Annotated in this window: 14 protein-coding genes; 7 read left to right on the forward strand and 7 right to left on the reverse strand. The window is 67.1% G+C overall.

Features of this window, described 5'->3' with window-relative positions; genetic code table 11:
• Window positions 1-146 precede the first annotated feature (146 nt).
• Window positions 147-764 (reverse strand): serine hydrolase, encoded by a 618-nt coding sequence (locus ABD808_RS25230; protein WP_344900916.1) that lies wholly within the window; start codon window positions 762-764, stop codon window positions 147-149.
• 648 nt (window positions 765-1,412) lie between these two features.
• On the opposite strand from ABD808_RS25230, the gene gntA reads away from it, so the two are divergent.
• The 3 genes from gntA to ABD808_RS25245 are packed head-to-tail and all read left to right on the forward strand — an operon-like array spanning window position 1,413 to window position 4,631.
• On the forward strand, window positions 1,413-2,105 hold the full coding sequence (gene gntA, locus ABD808_RS25235) for a guanitoxin biosynthesis heme-dependent pre-guanitoxin N-hydroxylase GntA (RefSeq protein ID WP_344900919.1): 693 nt from the start codon (window positions 1,413-1,415) through the stop codon (window positions 2,103-2,105).
• Window positions 2,102-3,343: an ATP-grasp domain-containing protein gene (locus ABD808_RS25240; RefSeq protein WP_344900922.1), complete on the forward strand. Its 1,242-nt coding sequence runs from the start codon at window positions 2,102-2,104 to the stop codon at window positions 3,341-3,343. Before gntA ends, ABD808_RS25240 begins: the two co-directional genes overlap by 4 nt.
• Before the next feature lie 40 nt (window positions 3,344-3,383).
• Complete coding sequence (locus tag ABD808_RS25245) at window positions 3,384-4,631, forward strand: MFS transporter (protein WP_344900925.1); 1,248 nt, start codon at window positions 3,384-3,386, stop codon at window positions 4,629-4,631.
• Between the two features lie 65 nt (window positions 4,632-4,696).
• Here the strand turns inward: ABD808_RS25245 and ABD808_RS25250 are convergent, their stop codons facing one another.
• Both ABD808_RS25250 and ABD808_RS25255 read right to left on the reverse strand, forming a co-directional pair.
• Window positions 4,697-6,151 (reverse strand): DHA2 family efflux MFS transporter permease subunit, encoded by a 1,455-nt coding sequence (locus ABD808_RS25250; RefSeq protein WP_344900928.1) that lies wholly within the window; start codon window positions 6,149-6,151, stop codon window positions 4,697-4,699.
• Between the two features lie 77 nt (window positions 6,152-6,228).
• Window positions 6,229-6,882, reverse strand: coding sequence for a TetR/AcrR family transcriptional regulator (locus ABD808_RS25255; RefSeq protein ID WP_344900931.1), 654 nt, complete (start codon window positions 6,880-6,882; stop codon window positions 6,229-6,231).
• A 579-nt stretch (window positions 6,883-7,461) separates the two neighbouring features.
• Here ABD808_RS25255 and ABD808_RS25260 point away from each other — a divergent pair.
• Window positions 7,462-7,944: a hypothetical protein gene (locus tag ABD808_RS25260; RefSeq protein ID WP_344900934.1), complete on the forward strand. Its 483-nt coding sequence runs from the start codon at window positions 7,462-7,464 to the stop codon at window positions 7,942-7,944.
• 944 nt (window positions 7,945-8,888) lie between these two features.
• On the opposite strand, the gene ABD808_RS25265 is transcribed toward ABD808_RS25260, so the two are convergent.
• A complete protein-coding gene (locus ABD808_RS25265) occupies window positions 8,889-9,596 on the reverse strand; it encodes a sulfite exporter TauE/SafE family protein (protein ID WP_344900937.1) in 708 nt (235 codons plus the stop codon).
• A gap of 419 nt (window positions 9,597-10,015) precedes the next feature.
• On the opposite strand from ABD808_RS25265, the gene ABD808_RS25270 reads away from it, so the two are divergent.
• Complete coding sequence (locus tag ABD808_RS25270; RefSeq protein WP_344900940.1) at window positions 10,016-10,912, forward strand: class I SAM-dependent methyltransferase; 897 nt, start codon at window positions 10,016-10,018, stop codon at window positions 10,910-10,912.
• A gap of 1,050 nt (window positions 10,913-11,962) precedes the next feature.
• On the opposite strand, the gene ABD808_RS25275 is transcribed toward ABD808_RS25270, so the two are convergent.
• Window positions 11,963-12,418: an endonuclease/exonuclease/phosphatase family protein gene (locus ABD808_RS25275; RefSeq protein ID WP_344900943.1), complete on the reverse strand. Its 456-nt coding sequence runs from the start codon at window positions 12,416-12,418 to the stop codon at window positions 11,963-11,965.
• A 580-nt stretch (window positions 12,419-12,998) separates the two neighbouring features.
• Between ABD808_RS25275 and ABD808_RS25280 the strand changes: the two genes are divergently transcribed.
• Window positions 12,999-13,898: an S-4TM family putative pore-forming effector gene (locus ABD808_RS25280; RefSeq protein ID WP_344900946.1), complete on the forward strand. Its 900-nt coding sequence runs from the start codon at window positions 12,999-13,001 to the stop codon at window positions 13,896-13,898.
• Window positions 13,899-14,257: 359 nt separating this feature from the next.
• A complete protein-coding gene (locus ABD808_RS25285) occupies window positions 14,258-17,551 on the forward strand; it encodes an ATP-binding protein (protein ID WP_344900949.1) in 3,294 nt (1,097 codons plus the stop codon).
• Here the strand turns inward: ABD808_RS25285 and ABD808_RS25290 are convergent.
• A complete protein-coding gene (locus tag ABD808_RS25290) occupies window positions 17,548-18,159 on the reverse strand; it encodes a helix-turn-helix transcriptional regulator (protein ID WP_344900952.1) in 612 nt (203 codons plus the stop codon). The two genes, ABD808_RS25285 and ABD808_RS25290, sit on opposite strands and share 4 nt — an antisense overlap.
• Window positions 18,160-18,455: 296 nt before the next feature.
• Window positions 18,456-18,995: a hypothetical protein gene (locus ABD808_RS25295; RefSeq protein ID WP_344900955.1), complete on the reverse strand. Its 540-nt coding sequence runs from the start codon at window positions 18,993-18,995 to the stop codon at window positions 18,456-18,458.
• Between the last annotated feature and the right edge of the window lie 123 nt (window positions 18,996-19,118).

Raw genomic sequence — 19,118 nt, forward strand, 5'->3', positions numbered from 1 at the left:
TGCCTGGGAGAAAAAGCTACATACGACACCAGCGGACTATTCGCCCCAGAGTTCGCAAAAAGCCCATATCTTTGCCCGAGCTTTCCGCTGATGTCCCCTAGGGTGACCGTCCGCAGAGACAATCGTTGACCGGTGCGTGAGGCAGGTCACACGAGCTGCCGGGCGAGCTCCGTGACCCGCCGCGACGCCGCCCGGAACGACGATCCCGCCGGTTGCAGCGTCAGCACCACCACGATCTTGTCGCCGACCACCCCGGTGGTGTGAAGTACGGGCCGCCCGATCCCGAGATCCGGCCGGTACGCCACCTGCTGCGCGCTCCGTCCGCGACAGGGCTCGGCGGGCACGTCCCCGAACCCCGACCACCCCTGCTTGACGGCCCACGGCCGCTTCGCCGCGCTCGGGATCCCGAACGTCTGGTCGAAACCGTCCGTCCCGCAGGGCGTCGACTTGCTGAGCTGGGCGAGCACGAACTCCCGCTGCGCCTTCGGCGCCTTCTCCAGCAGATACCGGTACGTCTTCACGACGTCCCGCGCGCTGAGCGCCGTGTAGCCCCAGAACCCGGGCTTCTCATCGGGCGGCGGCGCCGTTTCCGTCAGCCCCAGCCGCGCCACCATCCGCTCGATGATCTGCTTGCGCCCGCCGCGCGTCCAGAACGCCGTCGCCGCCTTGTCGTCGCTCGACCGCAGCATGACGGTCAACAGCTTCCGATCGGACGCCGAGGGCTTGTTCCGCTCCAGGTAGTCGAGCGCAACCAAAATCTTCACCACCGAAGCCGAGCGGAACACACGCCGCGCTCCCCGTTCCGCGACGACCCGTCCTGTCGTCCGGTCGAACACCACGTAGGACGCCCGCACCCCGTCCGGCACCCGTACGACAGGTCGGGACGGTTCCGGCGTCCTCGAAGGCTCCGGCGAGGACGCCGGAACCGTCTTGCTGGGCTCAGGACTCCGCGCCACCGGCTCAGACCCGCCGCCCCCACACGCGCACAGCAACCCCAAGCACACGGCCCCGATCAGCCCTGCCCGCAAAGTCAACATCAGGCCTGCCTACCAGAGATCCATGGCCCCATATCTCGTTAAGACACAGTTCGTGCTCGGCGCCCGGAGCTTCAGAACCGGCTTGGCCACGTCGAGCCACCTGGCGGGATTGCCCCAGCCGATTACGACCGGGCGGTCATCCAGGAGCGGCCTCTGGACGAATACCCGCTCGGAATCAAGCGGCTCACCCGTCACAGAAGAGAGGTAGGTCCACGTGATCACCCAGTGGGGAAGCACTCCGCGGCGTCCCTTGGCGGGAACAGCGGACGGGGCCGCCGGGCGGGGCCGTCGTCCCGGCCTTGTAGGAGCAACGCATAGGGGACGGGTCCCTTCCGCGTAACAGTGTCAACGGCGTGCCATCTTCGGGGGATTTTCATGCGTCAGCCGAAAACGAGTAGGTCTAATGCTGCCATCGAATCCGCTATCGCGGAGTGGATCAGGGGCACGGAGTTCTCCTGCCTCGCAGCGAAAGCAGCGGAACGCAGGGGGCTGGTCACCGAGGTCCAGGTCGGCCCCTTGGGAGAAGACCGGACCGTTCCGGAGCTTCATCGCGAGTTAGAGAAGTTCACCACCGAAACCCTGACCGAGAGCGAGAACTTCGCTACGTTCGTCGCCGTCTTCGACGGCCCCGACGGGTTGACGGAGGATCAGTTCGAGGCGGCGCTCTGGGCTGAACTGTCCGCGCTCCACGAATTTGACCAGGGTCGGTATTCGTGGGCGCGAGGGGTCAACCCTGACCCGGATTCGTCCACCTTCGCGTTCAGCGTCGCCGAGCATCCCTTCTTCGTCGTGGGGCTGCATCCCGGTTCCTCGCGTGTCTCGCGACGGTTCTCCCAACCGGCCATGGTGTTCAACTCACACCATCAATTCCGACGCCTCAAGGAGAGCGGTGTCTACGCGGGGCTACAGCGTCGCATCCGTCAACGTGAGGTGCGGCTGCAAGGCTCCGTCAATCCGAACCTCGCCGAGTTCGGCGAGCAATCCGAAGCGCGGCAGTACTCGGGCCGTGCGGTCGAGAAGGACTGGAAATGCCCGTTCGCACACGAGAGCCTGGAGAAGGACCGATGATGGGGAAACGTTCGCCACGGATCCTGATCGTCGAACCCGTCTCGTCCGGCACCAGGCTCGTCGAGGACTGCCGTGCCCTCGGCGCACAGGTCGTGGTGGCCTCCGCCGACAGCGGCGACCGGCTGCTTTCCGACAGGCTTCGTGACCTCGCCGACCAGGTACTGACGGTGGAGACCAACGACGGCGAAGCCCTCGCACGCGCGATCGGTCGGGTGTTGCCCCTGGACGCGGTCCTTCCCGGGGTCGAGCTCAGCGTTCCGTCGGCGGCTCATGTCGGCCATCTGCTGGGCTTGACCTCTCTTTCTCCGGATACGGCGGCATGGGTGCGGAACAAGGCGCTGATGCGCTCCCGGGCCGCTTCCATGGGGGTGCGAGTCCCCCGCTTCGTTGAGGCCCGTTCGGTCGACGAGGCGGAAAAGGCCGCTTCGGAGGTCGGGTTCCCCTGCGTCCTCAAGCCGGTCGACTCCTCGGGAAGCGTCCATGTCAGCCGCGCCGACGACCTGTCGGAACTACGGTCGGCCTATCTGCGAATGGAGGACGATCGGCGGTTGGACCTCGGACGCACGGCCGGTTCCCATGTCCTGGTCGAAGAGTACGTACAAGGCCCGGAATACAGCGCGGACGGCTATGTCCAGGACGGCCGCGTCTCCGTCTGCTCACTCACCCGAAAACTCCTCGGCCCCGAGCCCTACTTCGTTGAACTGGGGCACATCGTCTCGCCGGAGAACGCGTCCCCTGAGATAATCGACCAGGTGGAGCAGTACGTGCGCCACGTACTGGCGGCGCTGCAAATCTCGTTCGGTCCATTCCACTGCGAACTGCGGATCTCCGCCGACGGGCCGATACTGATCGAGATCGGGGCGCGGCTGCCAGGTGACCGGATCACGGATCTGATCGAGTTGGCCACGGGTGTTTCGCTGTCGCGGGTCATGGTGGCCGCCTACCTCGGTCTCCCACCGGAATCGGCCGAAGCCTTCGGGACGGCCCAGGCGAAGTGCGCAGGCATCAGGTTCTTCGACGCGAGCGAGAAACGCAGCTTCACCAAACTCGAAGGCTGGACAGACCTGACCGCACGCCCCGATGTCATCGAGACGGGACTGAACTTTCACCCCGGCGATGACATTCCCTCGTTGGAGGACTTCCGGGGGCGAATCGGTTACGCCATCTTCACCGCGGACTCCGTCCAGCAGGCGGAACAGACCTGGCTGGACCTCGGAGACGCAATCCGGGTCATCTGAACAACCGTCCATGAATTCATCACCGTCTCTGGAGCCGTCCATGCGCGGTCCGCGCTCCCGCTACTACGCGCTGAGGGCGATCGGCTGGCTGGCCGATCAGTTGCTGCTGTTCCTGGTGCCCGTGCTGGCCTTCAAACTCACGGGGAGCCTCGCGTGGTCGGGCATCGCGCTGACGGCGCAGTGGGCGCCCCGACTGATCGCCCTCCCGATCGGCGGGTTGCTCGCCGACCGTTTCGATGTGGCCGCCTTCTACGTGGTCAACGATCTGATCAGATGCATCGCGGGGGTCGTCGGCGTCGCCGCGATCGTCTTGTATCCGGACGCGGCGGGCGCCACCGTCATCGTCTTCTCCATCGTCGCCGGGGTCTGCTGCGAGCAGACCCTGGTGGCGGGCGAGAAGCTGGCGGGACGTCTGATCCCCGCCGAGATCATGCCCGGCGCCCAGAGCCTGCTGGGGTCGCTGGAGCAGGGGGCACTGCTCCTCGCTCCGGCGATCGGCGGCGGTCTGGTCCTTCTCGACACGGTCTGGACCGCCCTGATCATCACGATCCTGTTCACCATGAGCCTGGCGATCGCACTCAGCCTGCCCCGGTCGTCCGAGACCGAAAGCCGCTCCGTCGGCGGCTCCCTCCCCGGCTTGGCGAGCGAGCTGGCGACGGGGATCCGGACGATCGTCCGGATCCCCGTGCTGCTCGGGTTCGTGGCGGCGACGATGCTGGTCAACCTCCTGCTGGGCGCCGTCCAAACGGCCGCGCCCGAGCTGGTCGTCGGGACGTACGGGCACTCCGAGGGCGTCCTCGGCACCATGTACACGGTGGCCGGTTTCGCCGCGATGGCAACGATGCCGGCAATGAAACGCCTGATCCGCAGATTCGGCCTCTTGAGGGTGGCCGCGGCCGCGTCTCTCACCCAGGCAGTGGTGTTCACCCTGCTGACCTCGGCCTCGCTGTTCTGGGTGTTCGCCGGTCTCGTGGCGATCTTCATGGTCGGCGACTCCATGTTCACCGTCGTGATCAGGATCGTCCGCATCACGGTGGTCCGACCAAACCAGTTCGGCCGGACGGTAGCGGCGGTCCACACGCTGAACTTCGCCCCGGTCCCCCTCATCGGCCTAGTCCTAGCCGCAGCCGACGGGCGGGTGCCCCTCGGCATCGTCATCCCCACCCTCGGCCTGGTGACCCTCGTATCCCTCGCCTTACTGATGCTGCGCCTACGACCACTGGCAGCCACAGACCCGGACCTGCACCCCCTGGAGAAGGAGAGAAGGCCACGCACACTGGTCTCTTAAGAACCCAACAGAGAGTGCCCACCACCCGAAACGCAAAGCAAGAGCTCAGCACTCCATAACACAGTTCAACGGCGTGGCGGTGCATCCACGATGCCCACCGAATTAATGCCGTCACGTTTCCGGCCCGGCATGGCGAGCGCGACCACAATCGCCGTGGCAGCGAACCCGAGAATCCACCAAAAGGTGGCCGCATAGGCGTCGGCCAGCGCCGCCGGATCCGGCCGTTGTAGGTCGGGCAGCCGATTGAGCCGCCGCTGTAGGACGATGAGAATCGCCGCGCTGCCGAAGGACGCACCGAGCTGCATGATGACCCTGTTGGCAGCACTCGCGCGAGGAATCGCGGCCCGCGGAACATCCCCGATGGCCGCGGCCATGGCCGGAGCCATGACGGCCCCCACCCCAGCGCCGGTGACCGCCAGCGCCATGCCGAGCAGCACCTCACTCGTATCCGGACCGAGCCTGGTGAAGACGAGGCTGCCCACGCTGGCCAGGCTCAGCCCAGTGAGCACCAACAACCGAGGACCAACCCTTTCCGTGAACCGACCGGCGAGGAACAGCGAGCCCCCCATCCCCACGCCCTGGGGAATGAGCAACAGCCCAGTCTGCAGCACACTGTGACCACGCGCCTGCTGGAAGTAGAGGGGCAGCAGCCCCGTGGCGCCGAACAAGGCGATGCTGCCCATGAACAGCACGAGCGAGGAAGCCGCGAAGCTACGAATCCGCAACAGCCGCAAATCAAGAATCGGCTCAACACGGCTACGCAACGCATGAACAGCGAAGCCGACAAGCAAGAAGACACCAACAACAAGCGGAACGAAAGCATGACGGTCAGCGAAAGTCGCGAACCGACCAGCCTCCGTCAGGCCATAGACGACAACAGCGCACGCCGGTGACAACAACAGCACCCCAATGACGTCCAGCCGCCCCCTACGCGCGGTCGTGGCCGTAGGCATGACCCGCCACGCCACCACGATCGCGATCAGACATACCGGAACATTGACGAAGAAGATCCATCGCCAGCCCAGGTCACTGACTATGACCCCACCAAGGACAGGACCGAGCACCGGCGCCAACGCCGCCGGAACCCCCATCGCACTCATCACCGGCCCCAGCCGACTCGGCCCGGCCGCCTGCGCCAGCACCGCCATACCCAGCGGCAGGATCATGCCGCCACCGAGCCCCTGAACCACCCGAAACACGATCAGGCTCTGAGCCGACCACGCCACCCCACACAGAACCGAACCGGCCAGGAAGACGACGATGCACGCCGTCCACATCGTCCTCCCGCCGTAACGTTCCAGCGCCCATCCCGACAGCGCCATCACCACCGTCATCGCCAGCAAGTAGCCAGTGCCCACCCACTGCACCGTCAGCAGCGACGAATGGAACTCCCGCAGCAGCGTGTTGTAGGCGATGTTGGTCATGGTCGCGTCCAGCTGCATCATGACCGCTCCAAGCACCACCGCGACCATCAACCAGACCAGCTCATTCGCAGGACGCGTTCGTCCCCGGAACGTCATAACGGGAGCCCTCTCCTAGTACGAGGCATGCCGAATAACGCGACCACCTGGCCGCGAACCAAACAAAAACGAATGCGCTACCGGGACAGACCACCCGCCGGAACCGGAAGCCCCGCAGCGACCTGCCCCACCGCCTCCCGCAGCAACGGGACCAGCGCAACGGGCGAATCCGCCCGCAACCACTGATCAGTGGCGACATGAACAGCAACCGCCACCGCCCCCGCCACCAGCCGCGGATACAGGTCACGATCGCCATCAGTGCCAGTCCGCTCGGCGACCACCGCAGCGAACTCCCCATCAGCCGCCAGACCGGCCTTCAACGCCTCGGCCTGAAGCGCGGGCTCACCCGCGATCAACCGGATACCGGCAAGCACTTCCGGAGCCGGACTCTCATGCGCCCGGTCAGCCCCGGCCAAAGGCGCCAGCAAAGCATGCGTAACCGCCTCCCACAACGGCTCACCGACCGGCCGCGTCCGAAGCTCCTCCGCCGCCTGCCGCATCCGATCGACATGGCGCGCGACCACAGCCTCGTACTTGCTCGAGAAGTAATTGTTGAAGGTCCGCGTCGTCACCTCCGCCTCAGCGGCGATGTCCTCGACCCGCACGTTCTCCAACCCGCGCTCAAGCGCCAGCCGCAAGGCCGCAAGCGTCAACGCCTCCCGAGTAGCCCGCTTCTTCCGCTCCCGCAGCCCGCCCCGCGGACCACCTTCCACCGTGCGTCCCTCACTCACGCCCCCACCCTAACCCAAACTTTCGCACTAGGAAAGTTTTCGCATCCAGAAACTTCACACCACTCATGCCGCCCGCCCCGGCCACCATGGCGTTCCTCCCAAGGACGTCGACGCCACCTCTCCACGCCCCGCACCAGAACAGCCCGACACCACCAAGGCGGCCTGGCAGATCTCGCCTCGCCGCAACCGACCACGAGCTAGGGCCGCTGCCGAGCGTCCATTTCCTCGCCACTCACGAACGCGCCACGCCCTGAACGCGATGCTCGTTCACACCTCGGCCCAACGACTTGACGCCACACGCAATCACGGTCAAGTGCGTCCACCCGAGCATCATCGGAGCAAACCCATCCAGGCCATCTCTCCCCAGACCCGACGCCCGTGCCGACAACACCCGCCTCGCAGTGCACCTCCCTCACCGAAACAACCCTTTGTTTCTCGACCCGTCGCCGGGCCGAGATGCCCAACGATCAAAAGCTGCTCCCCATCAGCGCGTCATTACCAGGTTTCGGCTGATCGCACCCGATGTGGGCACGGGCGGTGGCGGCTGGCCTGTCGGCGCCTCCAGCTAAGGTTCGGCCCGTGGCAGTCCCTGAGATCATCCCCATCGCCTACGAGCCGGACTACCGGACCGACAGGATCGGCCGATGCACCGACGGCCAGTTCCTCGCCTCGATCACCTACGCCTTCCCCGAAGGGCACCGCCATGGCGACGGCTGGGAAGAGGCCAAACGCCTCTACGCCGTCCTGCACCGGTTCGACTTCGACGGTCACCACATCGACTCCGACGTCTGGTGCGCGGGGACCTGGCGTGAACAGCAGCAACACCACGGCCGGCCAGACTCGGTCCTCGCCCACGCCGAGGCCCGCATGACGGGGCTGCTGGACGCGCTGTCCCAGCGAGAGTTCGGAAGCATCGGGATCCGCCCCTTCCAACTGACGGTCGACAACGTGCTGTTCGGACTGGTCATCGAGCAACACGGCGAGAACGGGGACGACTGGGCAGAGCTCTACCCCGACCGCCTCGGATTCTGCGCCCCCTGGAACGGCCAGTACTCCACCTGACCACCCAGGACCGCGCCCGGCACCTCAATACACGCTGCCATCAGCAACGACCGACCGAGACAGGGGCCGGAGTCGTGGGGACGGCGTTGACCCTCATCAGGCAGGACAACGCGGCTCGCTCGACCAGGCCGCCAGACGGCATTCCAGGACGCGTCACTCAAGCGGTGACAGACAAAAGCGGATCAGAGCACGCTCACCCCCGTCGGCGAGATCGCTCTCCAGAAGCCGCTCTCCGATCTTTGGCGGCGCAGGCAAGGATGTCTCCAACATGAAGTCCTGAACACATAAATCACGAACGCACTGTGCTAGGTAACATCGACAAAACGGTACGAGGCGGAACGTACGGCGACCGTCCTGGCCACGACGTCGAGCCCTCCCGACCAGCACGGGCTGCTCGCGCTTACGCTCGTCGGCGTAGTCCTAGGTGTTCTTCAGATCGACACCGGACCGAATGTCGAAGGCGAGACCGGCATCGCCGTCCAGCGAGCCGCCCTTCACCCCGACCCCGGGATCCTGGCCACCTTGCCGCCGATCGGTGCACTGAGGGCATCGCCTCAGCGCCATGTCGGCCCTGGCCACCTTCGTTGGCCACCCGACTCCAATACAGCGGCTGCCGACCCAAACCAGACACTCGAAAGCCATGCCGCCGCCAGGCCGACGACCGGGAGGCGCCCGTGCACGGAGGCGAGCCGTTCCGCCATCGTCGCGAGGCCGGTCATTGGCGAGCCGCCGAAGGAGGTGTTCGGGTGGCAGGCGATCTCCCGCGAGAGTCGGCCGATCCGCGAGCCCGGGGCTCCGTTTGCGCGGCCAGGCCCTGGCCGTCGGAGGAATGGCGGCCTTGGTCTACGCCCCGACCGACGCCGGACACGATCCCCGAGGCATACGGACGCGCACCACGGGCCCGCGCCCAGCGGGCACTCCCTCGCGACGTGGCCGCTCTCACTTCAGCCGTGCAGCGCGAGATAGGGGGCGAGGACGAACAAGGTGGTGATCAGGGTGTACTTCAGGCCCCGGGTGGGCAACGCGTGGGCGATCTTCCAGCCCAGCAGCACCCCGACGAGTTCGGGGACGCCGACCAGCGCGGCCAACGGCCAGTCGACGGCGCCCTGGCTGATGTAACCGACCGTGCCCACGCCGGCGATGACGATCGACTGGACTTGGGCGGAGGCGAGGGACTCCAGCACGGGCACCCCCAAGGCGACCAGCAACGGGACGGTGAGCATCGGCCCGCCGATCCCGACGACGCCCGCCGCGACCGCCACGGCGAAGCCCGGCCCGACCACCAGCGCCGCGGGCGGATGCACCCGTACCGCGTCCGGTCGGCGGCGGCTCTCGCGATACCACACCAACGCCCCGGCACCGGCCACGAACACCGCCAGTACCACCCCGAAGCCGCGGTCGGACACCCATCCGTTGATGACGACCCCCAGCGGCGTGCCGATCACAGCGCTGCCCGCCAGCAGCAACGCCGTCCGCCGCGTCTCGGGCTCACGCAACTGCCCCGACCGGGTGTAGGCCGCCGTGGCCAGCACACCGGTGGCGACGTGCGTGACGATGGCTGTCCCGGCGACCTCGGCCGGCGCCAGATCCGTCAAGGCGAACAACCCGATCGTGGGCAGCACACCACCGGGACCGACGGCCGTGATGCCCACCCCGCCGAGTGGAGTTTCTGGCCCACTGCCTTCGTGACGACCGCCGGCGGCGGGCGATGGCGGCGGGGCGAACCCACCATCGCCGAGTCGGTGGTTGTGTTCTCCGTGGACGGGCGAGGGCGTGTGTCGCATGCCCGAACGAGCCGAGAGGGTTAGGAGCGCCCCTGAGCTGAGCGCCCACTTTCGTGAAAGAGCGGGAACAGCACCGCCGCGATCTCGCCCAGCGGCGCGTCGTCCCGGGCGTCATGTCCCGATGGGAGGGCATGCAGGGGAACGCCCGCGCCGAGCCACTCGCCCCACGTGCAAACGGCCACCACTCGAGGCACCCATATCGGCGCCGCCGTGGGCCGCGTCTTCCCCTTTGCAGCCCCGACAACGACGGCCAGTGCGACCCGTGGTCCGATGCGATGATGGCTGGCATGACGTCCGCCGTGCCAGATTCCTCTGGCGAGGGTTACCTTTTTGACAACGCCCTACAGGAGGCGGACAGCCGGTTCGATGCCTTGAGTGAGCTGTTCGACCCGTCCACGTTCCGGCATATCGAGCAGCTCGGCATCGCTGCGGGCTGGCGCTGCTGGGAGGTGGGTGCGGGTGGCCCGTCGGTGGTGACCTGGCTGGCCGACAGAGTCGGGTCGACCGGCCAGGTGGTGGCGACCGACATCGACACTTCCTGGGTTCGGGCGACCGAGGGGGACGCGGTGAAGGTGTTGCGCCATGACGTGGGCCGTGACGCACCGCCCGAGGGCGGCGGCTTCGATCTGGTGCACGCCCGGCTCGTGCTGGTCCACGTGACCGACCGGCAGCGAGCCTTGCGCTCCATGGCCGATTCGTTGAGGCCTGGCGGGCTGCTCCTGGTGGAGGACGCCGACCCCGCGTTGCAGCCCCTGGCCTGCCTGGACCAATACGGTCCCGAGCAGGAGCTGGCCAACAGGCTGCGCACCAGTGTCCGCTCACTGCTGGCCTCCCGCGGCGTCGACCTGGCCTATGGAAGAAAGCTGCCCCGGCTACTGCGGGAGACGGGGCTGGTCGAGGTCAGCGCCGACGCCTATTTCCCGGTCACCTCACCGGCCTGCAACCTCCTGGAAGCGCAGACGATCCGCCTCGTCCGCGACAACCTCGTCGCCGCCGGGCTGGCGACGATCACTGACATCGACGACCACCTGGCCAACATCGCCACCGGCCGCGTCGACCTCTCCCTCGCTCCCATGATCTCCGCCTGGGGCCGCCGAGCCGAGCGCACGGCTCACGACAGCATGCGGTCGCAGGCGTCGCCGGTGCGCCTCAACGCGTCCACGAACCCCTCGCCCGAGGCGTAACAGAAGACCGCCCGGTCACCCGGCACAGCACCCACGCCACGACCCCAGCCGACCCCTCGCCACAACCTCGTCATCGACGGCTGAAGTCACTCGCCATTGTGCGTAACCTGCGTCCTCACACCTACCCGGCCCCGGAAACGACGATGACGGCCTCATCGGACGCCAGCCCGCACCGCCCAGGTGCAAGGGCCGCCAACGCGCCACGTCCGCGCGCCCAGGCCCTCACCGAGGGGGCTGTATCTGCCGGATCTGCGGTCACGGCTGCGCGACCTACGCCGACCACACGATCCCGATCAGGCGCTGGATCGCAATAGGCGGCGAGCCCTAACCACCCCGCCAATCTCGCCCCCGCCCACGGCGCCCGCAATCGTTGCCGGGACTGCGGACGCTGCTGCAACGAGCCCAACTGCGAAACACGGCACCCCATCGGAAGGTGGCAGGGTCTCTTCCAGGCCACCGGGCGACACCGACGGCATCGCAACAGCCACTGTCTGAAACGCGCTCCAGAAACACTATTGATTTCCCCATGGTCGCGAGATTGTTGATCACCAACCCGCAGTCGACTTGTCTATGACGGATGCCACCGGGCCGAAAAGGGGGCGGGATGTTCGCATCGCGCCGGTCGTCACCGCGTTGCGGCGGCGCGGCGCGTCCACCCCGGCGGCGCTGGCCTAGTTGAGGGCTGGAGGCCGGTTGGGGTCCTGGAAACGCGGGTTACGTGATGGGGCCCAGATCGGCGACGAGCCCGTAAGGGTCGCTGGCCTGTACGCCGTTAACTGGTTCTTTGAGAACACGCGCACAATCGCGTATGTCCAGGGTGGGGCAGCCGTGCGAACCACAGCGGACCAGGAGGTGGTCGATCCGGCGGAACGGCCAGTCACCGTCCTCCATGAGGAGATTGTTCGGTGGGTACGTGTGACCTGGCTCGTTCGGCCTGATCCGTTCCCAGCAGTCTCCGATACCAGACGCTCATACCGTTCGACGACTGCCGTCCTGTCCAAAACCGCATGCTGGACGCGTCCGGCGCGGCATCGAAGTCTCCGACCACCATCACATGCATGGGCCTGTCGCCCAGGATCTTCTCGATCGTCCGGGCAGCGGCCACCGCTTGCAGCTCTCGCTCGTGCTCATACCGGAGAGCTGCCAGCTGGGGAAGTGGTTGACGAGCAGCACTGGGCCGATCGGCGCTGCGATCTCGGCGATAAGGCTCGTGCAGGCGGTCCCGGCCGTCCGAGGAGTCACGTTCAAATCGACCTCGTAGACCGCCGTGACCTCCCATCGGCTGCCGATCGCGATGCCCTGACCATCTGGCTCCCGTTCCGCCTGGTGCACCAGGCGGTAGTCCGACTCGAGTAGCTCCGCGACCTGGTCATCGTGCGCCGTCTTGATCGACTCCTGAAATGCGACGAGATCGGGATTCAACTGACGAACGGCCTCAGTGATCACCTCGCGTCGCTTGGGCCACTGCCCTCGCCGTCCCCACAGGTTGAGAGTCAAGACGCGCATGCCCGCCCGCCACCCCCCAGGCGGTCGTCTTAAGCCGCTGTGACGATCAGGCGGCCCTCGAACTTGGGACCACCTCCCCGTTGCGCTGGCGGAGCCATTCTTGGCCGGCGAGTATGTGCACGGTTCCTGGGGTGGCATATTCGCGGGGCCGGACGACGCATCGACGACGAGCGGTCGGTCGGCGTGATCGACGTCTTCGCGCTGCGGTGGCAGCGCGCACGAGGCCGGGGCGCCGGTCGGGGCTCGCGACATGGGTGTTCCGTCCTGCGGTGTCAGTTCCACTGACGGTCAACGAGATGCGCCGCCTCCGCACCCTCCTGCACTCGCCGCGAAGCCCACCCGAACACCATCTGCGCTGGTTACGCTGGCGACGCCGCCACCAAGTCCGTGCTCGAAGATGCCACTACCACCGACAACGAGAACTCATCGATCTCTAAATGCGGCTCGAGTACTAGGCGCCCAGCCCTGACCACCATCAGGAGTGCTTGAATTCCGCGCGGCCACGTAGCGCCACAGCGTTTCCGCGGAGCCATCGGGCGTGTGACACTCACTGCGTCGACCGGTATGCGCGGGAGGGGCAGTGACGAGTATCCACCCCATCACCAACCGGCAGGACAGCGTCGAGGCCATCCGCCTGCTCAAGGCCGTCGCCGTGACTCACCTCTACAACCAGCGCACGCAGGCCTTGAGTTTCACCATCTCGATCGTCTTGGCCGTCGCGGGCCTGTTGACCGGGCCGGGTTCACAATATGGTCCGGCGGTCGTCCTCATCGGCGCGCTCTGGGTCGCGGTCTACAAAGGGGTGATGGCGCCCTGGGCCGAGCGGTATCTGCGGTCGGCCGCGACGCTCCAGGAAATGTTCGACGCCGACCTGCTTGGCCTGCCGTGGAATCGCGTCGCGGTCGGTGATCGCATCAGCGAGGACGAAGTCAGCCGGCTCAGCCGTCGTTTCCGCGGCGATGAGAACCGGCTGCGGGGATACTACCTTGTGGCGGAGACCGCGGCGCCGCCCTACGACCTGCTCTTCTGCCTGGAGCAGAACCTAGCCTGGGGCTCGCGTATCCGGCTCCGCTTCTCCCAGGTAATGCTCGGAACTCTGGTGCTGTGGTCCATCACGGGCGTGCTGATCACGCTCGCCATCGGCGCGACAGTCAGCACGCTGATCACCGGATGGTTCGTGCCCTCGCTCGCCCTGCTGGTCTTGTGCCTGGAAATGTACCGCACGCAGATGGCCAGCACCCGGGAACGGCTGCGCGTGCTGGGATTGGTGCGTGTGGCCATTGAAGAGCCGTCGTCACCGGTGCTCGCCACGTCCGCATCGTTAACGCTCTTTGCCCGGCAGGTGCAGGACACGCTCTTTCACATGCGACGGCTCCAGCCACGCTTGCCGACGTGGTTCTTCCAGCGCCACCACGATCGAGACAAGGCCGATTTCCAGGTCAGGATGCAGCTACTGGAAGGACGGTTTCCCCGGTCATGACCGCCGATCAGGAGCTGACCGCCCATCAGGAGCTGACCCGCCTGTTCAACGACTCGGAGGTCGCTACAGCACTCATCGAATCGTTGAGAAATGCAGGTGTCGAGGTCCGTTCCGGAAGCGTCACGGGCATCATCCGCGGCCGTTCCGGCGCCTCGTTGGCCAAAGCGACACTGGCCGATATCGAACCTAAGCATCGCCCTCGTCTGTGCGTGATCAAGTTCTGTCCGCGGGTGTCAGCGGCGCGTGAACCGGAAGTCCGGCTGCACACGCGGGCTCTGAAGCAATCTCCCCCGGGATTCCGCGACCGGCACCTCGCCGAGATCGCCTTCCCTGCCGTTCGATGTTCTGAGGACGCCATCGTGGTCGGTCAGTCGATGGTCGACGGAATTCCGCTGGCGGCGGTAGCGCCCGACCAGATCGCGCGCGTCTGCGAAGTGGTGTGGACGGAGATTCTTGAGAAATGGGCAGGTGAGGAATTCGATGTCGAGCACTCGACAGTGGCGGACCTGCTGCACTGCGAACTCGGTGACAGCTTCAGAGCAGGCGGCTGGCTACGCGAGTGGGCAGAAGAGCACCGCCTTCTCACACCCGCCTTCCTGCAACTGCCGGGCGAGGCGCCGCTACCGAACCCGTGGAGGCTCTTCGACGAAGACCTGCACGGGGCCCGAGCGGAGATCGACTATCTGGTGGGAAGGACGCATGGCGATCTGCATGGAGACAACGTTCTCGTACCGGAATACGACAAGATCGTCCATGCGGACGATTTCCGGCTGATCGACCTGGCCACCTACGACCCGCGAGGACCGCTCAGCCGGGACCTCGCCACCCTGCTACTCTCGCTCGGCTCCCCCGGGATCGGGGAGTCGACCGAACGCAGCCAGGAGGCGTTTCTCACCTATCTGGAGCGCGACCGCCGCGACGACGGCCTTGACGACCGCATGCTGGGTGAGGTGCGGGGCATCATCGACGCGCTTCGCGAGCCAACGCTGCGGTTCGTCGTCCGGCACAACTGGGAGTCGGTCTGGCACCCGCAGCTGAAGGTGTCCCTCCTCGCGCAGGCGATGCTGCACAGTGCCTACACATCTGGCAGCGAGGATGCCCGCCGATGGTGCTCACGGCTGGCGGGCCGGCTCACCCGCCGACTGCTCGGCCCGCTGGATTTGCGGGCGGACGAGGCCGTGCCCTTCGACGCTGGGGACATCGTTGAGCGCATTCGTACGGCGGCCCGGCCAGTGGGGAGCGCGTCGGAGTTCGTCGACCGGATCGACTTGGGCGGTCGTCTTCGTGTGGCGCTGAAGGATCCCAACACGTCCGTCATCGTGGTCAGCGGCCCGCCTGGAATCGGCAAGACCGCGCTGGTGCGTAAGATCCTCGCCGAGCTGGGCCGGGGCGATCCGGACATCGAGTCCTCGGCGGTGGGGTGGCACGACGCCGCGCACTACGGGGAGATTGGTGTGCTGACCCTACTCAAGGACATCGAGCCGCAGAGGTCGAGCCAGGTGGCCGGCCCGCCCGCACTGGCGCGGCTGGTGATGGCCCTGGACCGTCTCAAGCGGGAAGGCGGCGTCCGACCTGTGATCGTGCTAGACACGGCCGAGGACCTCCTCAAGGAGGGGCATCTGCGTGACCCGCAGCTGGACCTGGCGTTGGACGCCGTGCAGGGCCGCCGGCCCTCGCTCGCCAAGGTCGTTTTCGTGACGCAGCACCCGCCCGTGGCGACAACGGGTGTGACATGGACGGATTCAGCGTGCCGGATCAGTCTCGAAGGGCTGGAGCCGCCGTCCCTGGCCGAGTACTTCGCCAAACTCGATCCGGACGGCAGATACGGCCTCACAGGAATGGAAGAGGACGTGCTACGGAGCGTCCATGGCCGCCTGGAGGGAAACCCCCGGCTCGCCGAACTCCTGCACGCGTGCCTCAGCAGCGAGCGGCCCGCGTTACCGGCCGGCGAGGTCGCGTCGTGGCTGTCCACCGTGGAGCCGGGCGAGATGCATCAGCGCCTAGCGCGCATGTTCGTCGACTGGCTGCCCTACGACCAGCAGCGGGTCGCGGAGGCCGTCGCGGCGCTTGGTGTCCCGGTCGACACCGAAACCGTCATCAGCGTCCTGGAGCCGGACATGACCGCCGCGCGGGTCGGGCCGGCTCTGCGCGCGCTCGTGGCGGCCCGGCTCGTCCTGAAGCGCGGCGACGGTCGCGTATACCTTCGGAAGAACGAGATCGTGGCCGTCCTGGGGTGCCTAGCCCAGGACAACCAGGGCGAGGGCGAGCTGTCAGCCCTGGCCGAGTTGGGGGTCCGAGCGGCCGACGCACTGGCGGCCATGCAGAAGGACGTCGAGGATGTACGGAGCATCGCCGACCTGGACATGCACTTCGCACGTGTCGACCTCTGGCTCCGGGCCGGAATGTATGGGGTGGCGCACGACCTGATTGATTCGATGGACAAGCTAGTGCAGGTCTGGGGCAGCGGCGCCGAGCTGCGCACCCAGCGGGAGGCTGTGCGTGGCCGACTCCAGGACGACTGGGAGGGCGAGATGATCAACCTCGCGGCTCTCGGGGACATTTACTCGCTCAGCAGCGAACTCCCCTCGGCGCAGGACGCCTACGATGCCGCGCTCACCATCGCCAAAGAGCACCAGGCTCGCGAGGCGATTCGCCGCGTCCACATAGGCATGGGCTCCATGTACTGGGAACACGACGACCTGGCTAATGCCGAGGAGCACTACAGGTGGGCGCTCGGGCTGGCCGGCGAAGATGATGAGGAAGGCGACGACGGCGGCGACCGCGCCGCCGCGCTGCTCGGGTTGGCTGACTGCCGCCAGCGGCACGGCGACTACCAGCGCGCCGCCGAGGACGCTCTCGCCGCCTTCGGCGCCGCGCGCGGAACCGACTGCGCGCTCGCGTCGGGCGCCGCGCTGCGCCTTGTGCGGTGGTACGCCGAGCCGGACCAGATCCCGGACGCGCTGAGGATGCTGGCCGACTGCAAGGAACTCATCCAGGAGCGCCCCGATCCCTCGGCCCGAGCCGACTTACTCGACTCGACCGCCAACCTCCACCTCTACCGGGACCTGTACAGCGATGCGCGGACAGCGGCGCGGGGGGCCGTCGACGTCGCGCGCGAGTACCGGGATCCGATCAACCTGCGGCGGGCGCTCACCACCCTGGCTTTGACCCACGTGCACCTGGACGACTTTCTGGCGGCCCGTACGGCGATCGAGGAGTCGGCCCGGTACCGGGTGGCCGGCAGGGACACCGTCGAGCTGGCGCTGCGCGGCATCATCGCGCATCGCCTGAACTTCCCGGCCACCGCGAGGGACCTGTTCCAGCAGCTCCACCACGAGACGAGCAGACGTACCGGGGCGGACGAGAACGATCTCGCCGCCTGGGACTTCACCGGCATCGCCCGGTGCTACTCCGTCCTCCTCGGCGACGCGGAACCGGCGACGGCGCTGGAGGCGTTTAGCCACGCACGGCCGAAACCGGCCGAGCCGACAGGCGGGCCGACCGTCGAACCGGCACCCAGGTCGGCAGCCGTGCCGACGCCGGGGCTCGACGACCGTCTGAGGTTCATGGTGGAGACATTGGCAAACGGCGACACCATCCTGGAGCCCGTGCTCAGCGCGCTGGCACGCATCCGTCCAGGACGCGACGGCTAACTCTGGAGCCAGCCCTCCTCGCGCGCCAGAATGATCGCCTCAAGGCGGCTGCGGGCGCCGATCTGCTGGTAGAGCGCCTTGAGCAGCCGGTACATAGCCCGCTCGGAGTAGCCGACGTCCGCTGCCAGGCCAGTTACCGTCCACCCCTCAGACAGCCGCCGCAACCAGGCGGTCTGCTGAGGAGAGGGAGCCGAGCGACGCGGTGGCCGTCCGCCCCGGCCCGCCACCAGGAGGCCGGCCACGTCGGCCGGCATGACCGCCTCGCCGTCGAGCGTCGCGGCCACCGCCCGCTGCAACACCAGAACCGTCGCCGTGTGCGCCACCACCGACTGAGCGCCGGCCCGCAATGCCCGCACCCCGAGCGACGAGACTTCGCCCGAAGGCAACGCGACGACCAGTGGACGTGGCCGAATACCGCACAGCGAGATCACCTGGTCGAGATCCTCGGCAGAGCGCAAGGTCAGCAGCACCATCCCGCCCGGCCGCGCGTGCGCCCGCGCGACCGCGTCGGCAGGCTCCTCGACGCGGTGGCCCACGCTCGACAACGCCGTGACGACGCCATGCCGGAAAATCGGCACGGGGTCCGCGACCGCGACGTGAACGGTCACCCGCACCTCCCTTGTGGCCGCCGGCTCAAGACCGGGCAGGAACCCGCCATTCGACGGTCATGGCTCCGCACAATCCGTCATGGACCCGCGATACCCCGCATTTCTAGCGTCGAGTTCATCCCGGCGCTTGGAGATCCGCATGGTCTACTTCGACAAATCTGGGCAGCGCATCCGCCGCCCCCTCCAACGCGGCACCCCGGAAGCTGATCCCAACCTCAGCGAGGCGAAGATCCAGTACATCCTCAGGCGACCTGCATCGATGCGGTCAGCCAGATAGATCATGACGCCTTCGGGGTTCATTCCGAAGGTGGCCGCGACGAGTTTGGGGTCCATGGTGTTGACCAGGTCGACCAAGCAGGTGGAGCGCAGCATCCGGGGCGAGATGCCGGACGGTCCAGGACGTGATTGACATAGGCGATCGAGGCCGGAGTCTTCCCCGCCTTGGTGCCCCAGGTGACCATGACGTGGGGGTTGTCGGTGTGCTGGCGCTGGCGGTGGGCCAGGCAGCGTTGCAGGACCACCCAGCTTGCTGGGTCCATCGGGACCGGGTGCGCCCGATGTCCCAGCCGGATGGTCTGGTCGGCGGGGTCGATGGCGGTGACGAGCAGGTGGCGGACCTCGCGGCTGGAGGCTCCGTGGAGCAACGCAAGGACGCCCAGAAGCGCCTCGTGAGGGTGGACGGCCGGATCAGTAGACCAGCGGCGGAACAGTCGACGTTGCTGTTCGAGGGTGAGGGTCGTGCCGGTAAAGCCTTTGGGCGCCCTAGCCGGCAGGCCCTGGGTGCGGTCCACCAAGACGATCCTGCGGGCTTTGGCGAACCGGAAGAACATCGCCAAGCTCGCCATTGCCCGCAGTCACGCGGGCCAGCCCCTGGGCAGGCTGCCGCAGCGTTAGTGCGTCGAGCGTGCCGCACGCCAAGCCCTGGCTCGGGCGCGGCTGGATTTGCTTGCGACTCTGTT

The organism is Actinomadura meridiana, from assembly GCF_039537545.1.
Lineage (GTDB): Bacteria > Actinomycetota > Actinomycetes > Streptosporangiales > Streptosporangiaceae > Spirillospora > Spirillospora meridiana.

Coding starts and splice junctions, on each gene's coding strand:
- gntA (WP_344900919.1), top strand. CDS start 1,413: ATGCGTCAGCCGAAAACGAGTAGGTCTAATGCTGCCATCGAATCCGCT.
- ABD808_RS25240 (WP_344900922.1), top strand. CDS start 2,102: ATGATGGGGAAACGTTCGCCACGGATCCTGATCGTCGAACCCGTCTCG.
- ABD808_RS25245 (WP_344900925.1), top strand. CDS start 3,384: ATGCGCGGTCCGCGCTCCCGCTACTACGCGCTGAGGGCGATCGGCTGG.
- ABD808_RS25250 (WP_344900928.1), bottom strand. CDS start 6,151: ATGACGTTCCGGGGACGAACGCGTCCTGCGAATGAGCTGGTCTGGTTG.
- ABD808_RS25270 (WP_344900940.1), top strand. CDS start 10,016: ATGACGTCCGCCGTGCCAGATTCCTCTGGCGAGGGTTACCTTTTTGAC.
- ABD808_RS25275 (WP_344900943.1), bottom strand. CDS start 12,418: ATGCGCGTCTTGACTCTCAACCTGTGGGGACGGCGAGGGCAGTGGCCC.